We start from the raw sequence: 12,983 nt of genomic DNA on the forward strand, positions 1-12,983 counted from the left end.
ACTTTTTTGATAATTAAGTCATAAAAAAAGCGCCTTAAAGGCGCTATTTTTATCTGTATCCAATGATTTAAATCATCAAATACACATCCAATTAAGCTTCAGGAGCTGGGCTATATTGTTCAACTAAAGGTTGTAATTCACCTTTTTGGAACATATCAAGCATAATGTCGCTACCACCGATCAACTCACCATTGATCCATAATTGTGGGAAAGTCGGCCAGTTTGCAATTTGTGGAAGAGTTGCGCGAATATCTTGATTTTCAAGAATATTTACATAAGCAAACGGACGACCAATTTGACTGAGCGCTTCTACTGCACGCGCAGAGAAACCACACTGTGGAAACTGTGGAGTGCCTTTCATGTAAAGTAGAACTGCGTGTTTAGCAATTTGGTCACGAATTAACGCTTCTGTATCGCGTGCTTGTTCAGTCATTGATATATCCTCAATAAATCTGCTTCGCATTATACCCAAAACTGAGTAAAACAATATGACTAAAGCAATATTTCACGTTTTATTTACATTTCAGCTTTTCAAGTGAGCCATATTTTGCTTATATAGACCTCTTGATGCTCATATATATATGGCGTCTCCTCTATATTATTTCAATCACCTGACAAATTAGAGTTAGTCATGAATAACATTACCCTTGCCCCAGTACAAACTGATCAACCATCGCACTTGATGCCAGTCTTTGGCCGCCAACCGATCAGCTTTGTCCGAGGTCAAGGTGCTCACCTGTATACTGCAGATGGCACAGAATACTTAGACGCACTGACAGGTATCGCTGTTTGTGGTTTAGGTCACTCACATCCTGCAATTACAGCAGCAATTGCTGAACAGGCAGCGACCCTCATTCATACCAGTAACTTATTTGAAGTGCCTTGGCAAACGGCTGCGGCGCAAAAATTAGCAGAAGTTGCGGGTATGGAAGAAGTTTTCTTCTCAAATAGTGGTGCAGAATCAAATGAAGGTGCAATCAAAATTGCACGTAAATTTGGTCATATGCAAGGTATCGCAACACCTAAAATTATCGTTGCTGATCATTCATTCCATGGTCGTACCATGGCAACCTTATCTGCGACAGGTAACAAAAAAGTTCAAGAAGGCTTTGGCCCATTAGTTGAAGGTTTTATTCGTGTACCTTTCGGTGATATCGAAGCCATTGAAGAAGCAGCGATCCACCACCCTGACATCGTAGCGATTTTGGTTGAGCCGATCCAAGGTGAAGGTGGTGTAAACACTGCACCTCAAGGTTTTAGCTACCTCGAAGAAATTCGTCAAATCTGTAATCAGCACAACTGGTTAATGATGCTTGATGAAGTGCAAACAGGTAATGGTCGTACAGGTAAATACTTTGCGTATCAACACACCAATATTGTTCCTGACGTGCTAACTACAGCTAAAGGTCTAGGTAATGGTTTCCCTATCGGCGCAGTCATGACTCAAGGTCGTGGAGTTGGCGTTTTAACAGCGGGTAACCACGGTTCAACTTATAGCGGTACAGCATTAGGTTCACGTGTGGTTTATACCGTGATTGATACTATTCAAAAAGAAAACCTTGTTGAAAATGCTGCAAATATGGGTGCATACCTTGTTGAGCAATTCACAGAGCAACTTGCCGAGCAAAACGTAACTGTTCGTGGTTTTGGTTTAATGGTCGGCATTGAATTACCAAAAGCATGTGGTGAACTTGTGAATATTGCACGTGATGAGCATCACTTGATTATTAACGTAACAGCAGGTTCTGTGATTCGTTTATTGCCTACGCTGAACATTAATAAAGAACAAGCGGATATCTTGATTGAACGCATTGTTAAAATGGTGAAAAACTTTCTAGCCTAATTTATGCCGAAAGTAAAAAAAGCCGCTAATTGCGGCTTTTTTTATAACTTTTTCAAGCTTTATTGTTCTTATGAGGCTTCTTGGTATACACGTCCGCCCGGTAATTGACTGAAATACAATTTTAATGCATCTAGGCAACGATGAATCTTGGTAGGCTGTTGATCACGTTTAGACATCACAGCATATAGAGTGAATGATGGTAAGCGCCATTCTGGTAAAACTTCAACAAGAGAACCGTTTAATAAGTCTTTTTGCGTATCTAGATATAATATTCTTGCAATGCCATGTCCTTGTTGGCACATTGCTTTTGCAGCAAATACATTATTTGTTGTAAATCGGGAATGCACATCCAATGCAACCTGCTCTTTCGTCACTGCATTTTCAAATGCAAAATGCTGAAAGTTTTTAACCAAATTTATTTGAACCATATCATGATTTTGTAAATCTTCTGGTCGTGTAATTAAACTGGTTTGGTTGATATAGCTTGGTGCAGCAACGAGAACTTGTTCAACATGTGCCAATGGCACCACATGAAACTGTTGATCATCAATTTTTGAACTCATTCGTAGCGCAATATCAATGCGTCCATCAATTAAGTCGATATATTGATTATCTGCTTCTAGATGAACGGATAAACCACGATGTGCTGACATCCAATGTGACAATGCAGGAATCACATGATTCGCACAAAGTTCTGGTGTCGATGCAATACGTAATTCACCGACTAAGTCGTCACGAAGTTCATTGATACGAATTTTGCCGCGCTCTGCGGCAGATAGCATCTCTTGGCAACTATGAAAAAAAGCTTGTCCAGCTTCTGTCAAACTTAACTTACGTGTTGAACGATGTAAAAGAATGACTTCCATATCCTGCTCTAGTGAGCGGATTTGCTGACTCACGGCACTCGTGGTAATACCTAACTCACGAGCAGCGCCGCTAAACGAATTTTTTTCCACAACGCAAGCAAAGACACCCATTGCTCGAAGTTGATCTAACATAAATTTCCCTCATAAACTTATGAGAAGCTTCATCTTTCGATAAAAGCAACTCATTGTATTATACGGGGATATTTTGCTTTTGCATTATATATTTAATTATTTGGTAAAACTGCAGTTGGATTGATTGGTTTACCATCTAAACGTACCTGAAACTCAAGCATCGTACGGTTTGTACCCGAGGAGCCCATCTCACCAATTTGCTGCCCTGCTTTCACAGTATCACCACTTTTGACATTCATTTTACTGTTATGTGCATAAGCGGTGATATAGCCATTAATGTGCTTCACCAAAATTAAATTGCCGTACTCTTTAAGGCCATCAGCGGCATAAACCACTTGACCATCTGCTGCTGCAAAAATAGCGTCACCGGTATTGCCTGCGTAACGTGTTCCTTTCACATTCGATGCCAAGTTATAACCTTGCAATACCGTAGGACGCGATACTGGACTCACCCATCGTAAACTAGATGAACTGACCACAGGTGTTGGTACGGTGGTTCGAGTAACTGTCGATGGTATGGTTGAAGCTTGCGTCACGGGCGCTGTTTGCGTTGGCATAGCAATCGTTTGGCGTTGAATTGGTGCCGCTTGGGTCATGGCTTGCGTAGACGTTGTACGACGTGAGCCACCATTTTTAAGGCGAATGGATTGTCCAACATAGATGCGATAAGGTTGCGAAATATCATTCATTTCTGCAATGCTGACATAGCTCAAACCATAGCGAGCGGCAATGCCACTTAAAGTATCTCCCGAACGAACTGTATAATAATCCGGAGCAGTCGCATAACGGGTCGCATTATTAATTTGTGGTTTTGACGCACAGCCAGTCATGACCAAAGTCGTAACAACCGCAGCAGATAAAACAAGGGTCTTAAATAATGCTGCAGGAGCGGCAATAACGCGATATTGTGACACCAGGGACATCATCTTCCTCACTAATAATTCAAATATAGTCATTATGAATGGGCTAAGATTAGCAAAAATCCACTCTAAAAAAGTTGCGGCATAACCATTTTCACAAAGTTATAACATTAATACTTAAGATTTAGATAACTCTGAGTGCAAGTTATTCAAAATCTCATAGTTTGTAGCATCCATTTGTATAGGCGTTACACTGACATAACCATTTGCAACTGCAAAGAAGTCTGATTCGATATGCGTTAAGCCTTTTTTAGGCTCTGCCACAGCCTCACCTGCCAAGCCAATCCAATAGACTTGACGACCACGCGGGTCTACATGACTGGTAATCGGTTTGGACTGTAAACGTCGCCCTTGATAAGTCACTTTAGTGCCTTGAAGTTCAGCGACATCTGGAATATTGATATTAAAAATATGTCGTGCAGGTAGCGCAGGTAAACCATTGGCAATAAAGTCATGCACCCATTGTGCAGCTACGGCATAATCTTCAGGGTTGTTATAACTACGCACATTCGGCCCAGCCAAAGACACGGCTAGCGCAGGTTGTTTCATTAAACGACCTTCAAATGCAGCACCCACTGTCCCTGAATAAAGCACATCATCACCCAGATTTGCGCCGCTATTGATTCCACTCACCACCAGATCAAATTCAAAATCGAACAGACCATTCATTGATAAATACACACAGTCCGCAGGTGTGCCATTTACCGCCCACATATTTGGTGCAATTTCGACAGGTCGTAATGGTCGATCTAAAGTCAGTGCACTTGAAAAACCACTGCGTTCACTTTCAGGCGCAACAATCACCACACGACCGAGAGGACGCAATGCATGTGCTAAAGCTTGGATACCGGGAGCAAAAACGCCATCATCATTGGCAATTAATATATTCACAACTAAATTTCCATTACTAAAAAATTAAAAATGACTCGCAAGAACATTTTATTGAAATATATGAATAATTATATATATTTACATTTCAACATCCAGCATAAATGTGTGTGTACAAAATGAATAAAACCGTAGCACTTCGTGGTTTATTGGGCTTTGCTCTAGCAGCTTGCATGACTCAAACTGTGGTCGCAGACAATGACTTCACTCAAGAAGAAGCCAATACCATCGTAAAAGAAGATATTGCATCTGCACAAGTCATGTTAGAAGTATGCCCTGCGATTATTGGTCAAAATGCAAAATTTGATGCCAACATTCAAGCACTCACTAAAACATATCTTGCTGATTATTCTGACAAATCAATGACTTTAGAAAAACTACAGTCTGACAGCGAATATAAATCAGTTCTTGAAGAAGCACGTCAAGCTGCTAAAGAAACTGATAAAGCTGAACAAAAATCAGTTTGTGATGACGTTTTAAGTTATGAAGGTTAATTGATCAATCTGATTTGGACGCCCTCTGAATAGGTTAGTCCTAATTGCATCAAACCTGCCCAAAAAAGGATGACGCTTTATAGCCTCATCCTTTTTTCTTTCACAATGTATTGATTTCTAAACAGCTTCAATACAATTTTCTACTGATCTCTACCCAAAATATGATTAAGCTAGGCAAATAAATTTTAGCTATTTGATATCTTCTAAGTTATTTCACAGGTTATTTAAATGAAAAACTCTTTTGTAAAATCTCTTTGTGCCCTTAGCCTTTCTGCTTTTGCGTTCACCACCATGTCTGCACATGCCGCAGATGAAAAAATTGAAGTGACACCTACACCTCAAGTGACCAGTCAAGAACTTGCAGCTATTTATGTACTTTCTGAAGTTTGTCCAAAACTGGTGAATGACAAAGATCAACCAAAGTTTGAAGCAGGTTATGCAAAATTAGCCAAAGAATATATGCCGAATGAAAAGAACCCTGTAAATGCCTTACAACAGCTCAGCAAACAAAAAAGTTTTAAAGAAGCTTTAAAAGAAGCGCAGTCTGATGCGAAGAAAGCTGGCGACAAGAAAAATGGTGCGATTTGCAAAGAATTGACTGCTTACAGCAAATAATACCAATTGGTTACAATACTTTTAAAATAAGCGCTTGCACCCCATAGCAGTCCGCCTAGCTTTGTCCTAAAATGCTAGGCTCTTTGTGCTTATACCTAAGTTATTGGAACCACCCAGAATGACCCGAAAAACCGCCCTTGCCGCATTGCTACTAGCACCTAGCTTCTCTTTTGCGGCAACCGTCTTATCTGCACCTCCAGAATTGAATAATAAATCTTATGTGCTGATGGACTATGAGACAGGGCAAATCCTTGCTTCTAAAAATGAAAACGAAAAATTAGCTCCTGCTTCAATGACAAAAATGATGACCAGTTACATCATTGAACAAAAGTTATTAAGCGGTGAACTAACTGAAAATGAAAAAGTACGTATGAATGAGTCGGCTTGGTGTCGCGGTAGCAGCACTGAGTCTTGTATGTACGTTCCGCTCAACGGCACTGCAACTGCGTTAGAAATGTTACGCGGTATTATCATTCAGTCGGGTAATGATGCTTCTAAAGCTATGGCAGAACATATTGCCGGCAATGAAGGCACCTTTGCCCACATGATGAACCAAGAAGCAAAACGTATTGGCATGGTGAATACTCAATTCATCAATGCGACAGGTATGCCAGCTGAAGGTCATTTTTCGACTGCTAAAGATATGGCGACTCTTGCGCAACATATCATTCATGACAGTTCAAAATACTATCCGATCTATTCTGAAAAAGAATTTGCATTTAACGGCATTAAACAAGGCAACCGTAATGCCCTGCTTTATACTGACCCAAGTGTAGATGGCCTGAAAACTGGTCATACTGAAGAAGCGGGCTATTGCTTAACAACTTCAGCTAAACGTGGTCCATTACGCTTAATTTCAGTAATCTTTGGTGCGCCAAGCATGAATGAGCGTGCATCTCAAACACGTGAAATTTTAGCTTGGGGTTATGCAAACTTTGAAACTGTAAAAGTTCAACCTGCTAAACAAGTACTTGCAAAAGCAAAAGTTTGGTACGGTAAAGACAATGAAGTTCAAGTTGGCCTAGCTGAAAACTTTAACGTGACAATGCCTAAAGGCGAAGCGAACGCCATTAAAACTCAATTGGTTGTTCAACCTAAATTGACTGCTCCTTTAAAACAAGGTCAAGTGGTTGGTAAATACGTTGCAACACTTAATGGCAAAGTCATTGCTGAAAAACCGCTTGTTGCTCTACAAAATGTAGAAGAAGCTGGTTTCTTTGCAAAAATGATTGATCACATCAAACAATTCTTTAGCAACTTATTCTAAGTTTGATGAAAACTCGATATTAAGACTAAAGTGAAAGCATCTAGATTTCGGTCTAGGTGCTTTTTTATTTTATACTGCCTAAAAACCTGTAGATGACTTACCTATGAGCCAAAACATCCGCCCTTATTTAAACACTGTTCCACATATTGCTGACTCTTGCTATATCGATGAAATGTCAGTGGTGATTGGCGATGTTGTATTGGCTGAAAATGTTTCAGTTTGGCCATTTGCTGTGATTCGTGGTGATGTAAACCACATTCGTATTGGTAAAAATTCTAATGTGCAAGATCACTCAATGTTGCATGTGAGTCATAAAAAAGCCGATAAGCCTGAAGGTTCTCCACTGATTATTGGTGAAGATGTGACGATTGGTCATCACGTGAAATTACATGGTTGTACGATTGGTAATCGTGTTTTAATCGGTATAGGTACGATTATTTTAGATGATGTAATTGTTGAAGATGATGTGATGATTGGTGCTGGTTCACTTGTTCCACCTAATAAAGTTTTGGAAAGTGGTTATTTATATGTGGGCAGTCCAGTCAAAAAAGTGCGTCCACTGACGGATAAAGAAAAAGCATTCTTGCCTTATTCAGCACAGAATTATGTGAAAGTGTCGAATAATTATCTTGATCAAAATAAATAATATACGCATTCGTTTTTAGTTTTAACAGTTCCAGCTTATGTCTAAATGCTTCATTGACAGACAAATTCAAATACAGAGTAACTCTTTAATGTTGATTAAACCTTATACTTTATTCATTACTAGAATATTTTTTGCAGGCGTAATTTTAACCTCTACAACTGCTTTTGCGAATTCAACGCAGTGTAAAGATGATTATGAAAAAATCATTGCCAAAGAAATTAAAGATATCGGCACAGCCTTGAATAAGGGTAATTATGCATTAGTCACCGAAAAAACAGATTCATCTATTATCAATTATGCAGGCGGTAAAGAGAAATATAATGCAATATTAGAACTTGCTGCAAACTCCTTTAAACAAAATAAAATATATGTCTCTCAAGTTGACACTCATCCTCCAAAACAAAGTTATATCATTGGTAGAAATGAGTTTTGTGCCGTACCTAAACAAGTCACGATTTCTATGAATGGCCGAAAAATTACAGGTGATCTTTCCTTCATGCTTGCAGTACGTCCAATTGAAAGTAAGGAGTGGAAATACATTGATGGTGCGGGTCTTCAAAAGAATCCTGATATGATTTACACATTATTCCCAGATTTGCCTCGAGATAGTAAAATTCCCTTCATAGAATAAAGATTTTAATATTTAACATTACTGCTTTTTAAAGCAAGTATTTTAAAAAGCTGTAATGTTAAATCTATAACAATTCGGTCAGTACTGGGCTAAAACTATAATTTCACTAAATAATTAAACAATACACTTTTATTTATTTAACAATTTTTCTTACTATAAACAAAAGAAATTAAGAAAAAAATCAATCATAGCCACCGCTCCCTAAATTTTGTAGAATAGCGTTTTTACCCCATGGTGCTTTTCTATGACCGCTTGGACTGCTCACGTCACTGTTGCGACAGTCGTTGAAAAAGACGGAAAATTCCTATTTGTTGAAGAACATACAGAAGGTGTGACCCATACTGTATTTAATCAACCTGCAGGTCATGTCGAAGCTGGCGAAACCATCATTGAAGCAGCCATTCGAGAAACCATGGAAGAAACAGGTCACGATGTAGAAATCACGAACCTTCTAGGCATGTATACTTATACTCCCCCGATGTTCCCTGATCGTACTTATTTCCGTTTCTGTTTCTTAGCTAAAGACATTCAGCACCATGCCGATGCACAATTAGACACAGGTATTGTCGGTGCAGTATGGATGACGCTTGATGAACTCATTGAGTCTGCCCGTGCGCGCAGTCCATTAGTCATCAAAGCTGTGCAAGATGCTCTTTCAGGTCAAAAATTTCCTTTATCGCTCATTTACGAGCACCAAAATTCTCCCTTAATTTCAAATTTGGATGCTTAATCCTATGCAACAACGTGTCATCGTCGGTATGTCTGGTGGTGTAGATTCTTCTGTATCTGCAGCACTTTTACTTCAACAAGGTTATCAAGTTGAAGGTCTTTTCATGAAAAACTGGGAAGAAGATGACGGCACGGAATACTGTACGGCAATGGAAGATCTTGCCGATGCTCAAGCCGTTTGTGACAAAATTGGTATCAAACTTCATACCGCAAACTTTGCGATGGAATATTGGGACCGTGTCTTTGAGCATTTCTTAGAAGAATATGCCGCAGGTCGTACACCAAACCCAGATATTCTCTGCAACAAAGAAATTAAATTCCGTGCATTTCTCGACCATGCTGTCAACTTAGGCGCTGACTTTATTGCGACAGGCCACTATTGCCGCCGTGGTGAAACGCTAAAAAATTCACGTGGTGAAGAGTATGCTCCTCTACTACGTGGTCTAGACAACAACAAAGACCAAACCTATTTCCTACATGCAGTGCATGGTCGTGAAATTAACAAAACATTATTCCCTGTGGGTGAAATTGAAAAACCTCAAGTGCGTAAAATCGCTGAAGAATTAGGTCTAATCACCGCGAAGAAAAAAGATTCAACAGGAATCTGCTTTATTGGTGAACGTCGATTTAATGACTTCTTAAAGCAATATTTACCTGCTCAACCCGGAAAAATCGTCCTAGATACGGGTAAAGAGGTTGGTGAACATCACGGCTTAATGTACTATACGCTCGGCCAACGTGGTGGCATCGGTCTTGGTGGTCTAAAAGGTGCTGAAGAAGGCGCTTGGTTTGTACTGCATAAAGATATCGAAGGTAACCGCCTAATCGTTGGTCAAGGTCATGAACATCCACTCATGCAAAGCACCATTTTATGGTCTGAAGCGATTGATTGGGTGGCTGGTGAACAAGAGATTCCTCAATCAGGCTTCCGCTGCACAGCGAAAACTCGTTATCGTCAGCCTGACCAAGACTGTACAATATTTAAAGACCTTAGAGCACCAAATGGTGTGCGTGTCGAATTCGATGAGCCACAACGTGCTGTTACACCGGGTCAAAGTGTGGTGTTCTACACCGGTGAAGTTTGTTTAGGTGGCGGTGTGATTCATCATACCAATGCGCCTAAACCGGATTTTATTGAATAAGGATTGTTTCGGATGACAGAGTTACCGTTTCAACAGCCTCAGACTCTGAATACTCGCCAAAATCGTGCATTGGCGTTAGCTGCTGTATTTCAAGCAACACAGCTTACGCATATGACTGCATTGACTGGTCAACAGAGTATCGGGGAAAGCGGTAACTTTTATTTTGAACATCTCATTAAAGCCAGTTTAAATATCCGTCCTAAGTCTAATCAGTCTAGTCAGACGCTCGATTTTTTTAGTGGTTTGGCAGATATTTCGCTGGGTTTAAAGACTTTAGAAAGTAGCATTACTCAGCCCTTCAATACTTCTCCCAAATCTAGACTGCCTAAACTTGCCAATACCAAGCTACCCATGACGTATGCGATGGCATTATTGCAGTTAGAAAAGAAAGTCTATAGCAATCCTAAATTTGTAGAAATCATTGAACAATCCCAACAAAAAATTCTAAGACAGCTTTCTTTTTTCGATAATAATTATTTACATCCAAGTATCATTGCCAATTTAGCGCAAACCTATATTGAAACTGCCGGCCAAATTAATCCACGTATTATGGTTCGTGGTAATGCCGAAGCATTTAAAGACACCTCTCATACCAATCGCATTCGCGCCACCTTATTTACCGGCTTACAAATGGCACATTTATGGCGTCAGCTCGGTGGTAGCTCATGGGGTATGATTTTCAGTAAGCGCAAGCTACTACAAGATATTCAAGATCTTGCCCGTTTACAGTATCAGGTGGTTTAACTGATGCAGTACGGGCTTTTTGTTTTACGTTTAATTCCAAAATTTAAGGAATCGCTATGAACGCTTTAACCGCACTTTCTCCATTAGATGGACGTTACGCAAGCAAATGTGATGCTCTACGTCCCTTCCTCTCTGAGTTTGGTTTAATCCATGCTCGTGTGACTGTTGAAGTGCGTTGGTTACAAGCGCTTGCAAACCGTCCTGAAATCACTGAAGTTCCAGCGTTCAGTGCTGAAACTAACGCTGCGCTTGATGCAATTGTTGCGAACTTCTCTGAAGACAATGCAAACCGCATTAAAGAAATTGAACGTACAACAAACCATGACGTAAAAGCAGTTGAGTACTTCTTAAAAGAGCAAATCGCACATATCGATGAGCTTAAAAATGCTGGAGAATTCATTCACTTTGCATGTACATCTGAAGACATCAACAACTTGTCTCATGCTTTAATGCTTAAAAATGGCCGTGAAGTTTTAGTTGCAGCAATGCAGCAAATCATCGATTCAATCGTTGCTTTGGCTGAACAACACGCTGAACAACCAATGTTGTCTCGTACACATGGTCAAACTGCAAGCCCAACAACTTTGGGTAAAGAAATGGCGAACGTGGCTTACCGCCTTGCACGTCAAATCAAACAATTCAAACAAGTTGAATTACTTGGTAAAATCAATGGTGCAGTAGGTAACTACAACGCGCACTACTCTGCTTACCCTGAAATTAACTGGCCTGCTCATTCACAAGCATTTGTTGAATCTTTAGGCTTAGAATTTAACCCGTACACCACTCAAATCGAACCACATGACTACATGGCGGAACTTTTTGATGCGCTACGTCGTTTCAACACCATTTTGATCGACTTTAACCGTGACGTTTGGGGCTACATCTCACTTGGGTTCTTCAAACAACGTTTGAAAGAAGGTGAAGTTGGTTCTTCAACTATGCCGCATAAAGTAAACCCAATTGACTTCGAAAACTCTGAAGGTAACTTGGGTATTGCAAATGCAGTACTTGCGCATTTAGGCGAAAAACTTCCTGTATCTCGCTGGCAGCGTGACTTAACTGACTCTACTGTTCTTCGTAATATGGGCGTTGGTTTTGCACAAAGCTTAATCGCTTTTGAAGCTTGCTCTAAAGGTATTGGTAAACTTGAATTGAATGCTCAACGTATTCTAGAAGACCTTGACCATGCGCAAGAAGTACTTGCTGAACCTATTCAAACTGTTATGCGTCGTTATGCAGTTGAAAAACCATACGAAAAACTTAAAGCCCTAACTCGTGGTCAAGCAATGACTCGCGACATGATGGTTGATTTCGTAAATGGTAATGAGCTTGAAGCTGTTCCTGCTACTGACCGTGCGCGTCTTGCAGAAATGACACCTGCGACTTATACAGGTAATGCATCGACTCAAGCAAAACAAGTTGCTGATTTAATTTCTAAGATCTGATTTCTAAAATCTAATTTTAGATAGATCAAAAAAAACGAGGCTTCATGCCTCGTTTTTTATTTCCACCTATATACTCCTTCTCTCTTTGAGATGAGGAGCATGCTCCGCAAGGAGATGAGACTATCCACCTCTCCCTTGCGAACTTAGAATATACTCTGAGGATTCTCATCTCCTATAAGTATAGAGAAAATTTAGAAGTAATTTTATTCTGCAGGGCAATATTTCGCCCAATCATCTTTCATTCGTTGTAATTCACAGCCTGTTAAAACATCTGAGTAATAAACATAATATGTGGCTTCAGGATATTGAATCTCATGGCGAAACATCATGCCGCGCAAAGACACAGAGAGCTCTTCTGGAAAATCATCTGTTAAATAAAGTTCTTCAAACTCATAGTTAAAATAACAATTTTGAGTCGCAATAAATGCATCAACAACGGCCATAGTCACTTCCAAATATATATACTTCGATATACATCTGAGTTTAATACAATCTTTTTGAAAATACTTATCCCTAGTAGCTAGCTGATGACATTTGAAAAATTAATGCACAAATTCTAGCGCCCTCGAACTAACACCTTTCATCACATTATGGCTATACTTGCCGCGAATTATAACCACT

The 12,983-nt window shown here is 39.8% G+C and carries 15 protein-coding genes; 10 read left to right on the forward strand and 5 right to left on the reverse strand.

The genetic code is table 11. The features are described from left to right. Positions 1 to 91: 91 nt before the first annotated feature. Positions 92 to 433: a Grx4 family monothiol glutaredoxin gene (gene grxD / locus B1202_RS08655; RefSeq protein ID WP_067762767.1), complete on the reverse strand. Its 342-nt coding sequence runs from the start codon at positions 431 to 433 to the stop codon at positions 92 to 94. A gap of 198 nt (positions 434 to 631) precedes the next feature. Here grxD and B1202_RS08660 point away from each other — a divergent pair, with 198 nt between their 5' ends. After that, entirely contained in the window at positions 632 to 1,843 is a 1,212-nt protein-coding gene (locus B1202_RS08660; protein WP_078190170.1) for an aspartate aminotransferase family protein, read from the forward strand. A 68-nt stretch (positions 1,844 to 1,911) separates the two neighbouring features. On the opposite strand, the gene B1202_RS08665 is transcribed toward B1202_RS08660, so the two are convergent. From B1202_RS08665 to surE, 3 genes are all read right to left on the reverse strand, one after another. Further along, positions 1,912 to 2,841, reverse strand: a complete 930-nt coding sequence (locus B1202_RS08665; RefSeq protein ID WP_078190171.1) for a LysR family transcriptional regulator — start codon at positions 2,839 to 2,841, stop codon at positions 1,912 to 1,914. A 92-nt stretch (positions 2,842 to 2,933) separates the two neighbouring features. Then, on the reverse strand, positions 2,934 to 3,764 hold the full coding sequence (locus B1202_RS08670; RefSeq protein WP_078190172.1) for a peptidoglycan DD-metalloendopeptidase family protein: 831 nt from the start codon (positions 3,762 to 3,764) through the stop codon (positions 2,934 to 2,936). Between the two features lie 114 nt (positions 3,765 to 3,878). Continuing rightward, entirely contained in the window at positions 3,879 to 4,652 is a 774-nt protein-coding gene (gene surE / locus B1202_RS08675) for a 5'/3'-nucleotidase SurE (RefSeq protein WP_078190173.1), read from the reverse strand. Between the two features lie 116 nt (positions 4,653 to 4,768). Here surE and B1202_RS08680 point away from each other — a divergent pair, with 116 nt between their 5' ends. The 9 genes from B1202_RS08680 to purB all read left to right on the forward strand — a co-directional run bounded on the left by B1202_RS08680 (position 4,769) and on the right by purB (position 12,362). Next, on the forward strand, positions 4,769 to 5,143 hold the full coding sequence (locus B1202_RS08680) for an MCR_0457 family protein (protein ID WP_078190174.1): 375 nt from the start codon (positions 4,769 to 4,771) through the stop codon (positions 5,141 to 5,143). A 228-nt stretch (positions 5,144 to 5,371) separates the two neighbouring features. Further along, the gene (locus B1202_RS08685; RefSeq protein WP_078190175.1) at positions 5,372 to 5,758 is read left to right on the forward strand and encodes an MCR_0457 family protein; all 387 of its coding nucleotides are present in this window, start codon (positions 5,372 to 5,374) and stop codon (positions 5,756 to 5,758) included. A gap of 118 nt (positions 5,759 to 5,876) precedes the next feature. After that, complete coding sequence (dacC, locus tag B1202_RS08690) at positions 5,877 to 7,025, forward strand: D-alanyl-D-alanine carboxypeptidase PBP5/6 (protein ID WP_078190176.1); 1,149 nt, start codon at positions 5,877 to 5,879, stop codon at positions 7,023 to 7,025. 103 nt (positions 7,026 to 7,128) lie between these two features. Further along, a complete protein-coding gene (locus tag B1202_RS08695; protein WP_078190177.1) occupies positions 7,129 to 7,671 on the forward strand; it encodes a gamma carbonic anhydrase family protein in 543 nt (180 codons plus the stop codon). Between the two features lie 88 nt (positions 7,672 to 7,759). After that, entirely contained in the window at positions 7,760 to 8,302 is a 543-nt protein-coding gene (locus B1202_RS08700; RefSeq protein WP_078190178.1) for a hypothetical protein, read from the forward strand. A gap of 244 nt (positions 8,303 to 8,546) precedes the next feature. Then, on the forward strand, positions 8,547 to 9,032 hold the full coding sequence (locus B1202_RS08705) for an NUDIX hydrolase (protein ID WP_078190179.1): 486 nt from the start codon (positions 8,547 to 8,549) through the stop codon (positions 9,030 to 9,032). 4 nt (positions 9,033 to 9,036) lie between these two features. Further along, positions 9,037 to 10,173 carry a tRNA 2-thiouridine(34) synthase MnmA gene (mnmA, locus tag B1202_RS08710; protein WP_078190180.1) on the forward strand — a complete coding sequence of 379 codons (1,137 nt, stop codon included), beginning with the start codon at positions 9,037 to 9,039 and terminating at the stop codon, positions 10,171 to 10,173. A 12-nt stretch (positions 10,174 to 10,185) separates the two neighbouring features. Then, positions 10,186 to 10,917: a high frequency lysogenization protein HflD gene (hflD, locus tag B1202_RS08715; protein WP_078190181.1), complete on the forward strand. Its 732-nt coding sequence runs from the start codon at positions 10,186 to 10,188 to the stop codon at positions 10,915 to 10,917. A gap of 56 nt (positions 10,918 to 10,973) precedes the next feature. Then, positions 10,974 to 12,362, forward strand: coding sequence for an adenylosuccinate lyase (gene purB, locus B1202_RS08720; protein WP_078190182.1), 1,389 nt, complete (start codon positions 10,974 to 10,976; stop codon positions 12,360 to 12,362). 203 nt (positions 12,363 to 12,565) lie between these two features. On the opposite strand, the gene B1202_RS08725 is transcribed toward purB, so the two are convergent. Further along, positions 12,566 to 12,805: a hypothetical protein gene (locus tag B1202_RS08725; RefSeq protein ID WP_078190183.1), complete on the reverse strand. Its 240-nt coding sequence runs from the start codon at positions 12,803 to 12,805 to the stop codon at positions 12,566 to 12,568. Positions 12,806 to 12,983: the final 178 nt, after the last annotated feature.

It is taken from the genome of Acinetobacter amyesii (genome assembly GCF_002018365.1).
Lineage (GTDB): Bacteria > Pseudomonadota > Gammaproteobacteria > Pseudomonadales > Moraxellaceae > Acinetobacter > Acinetobacter amyesii.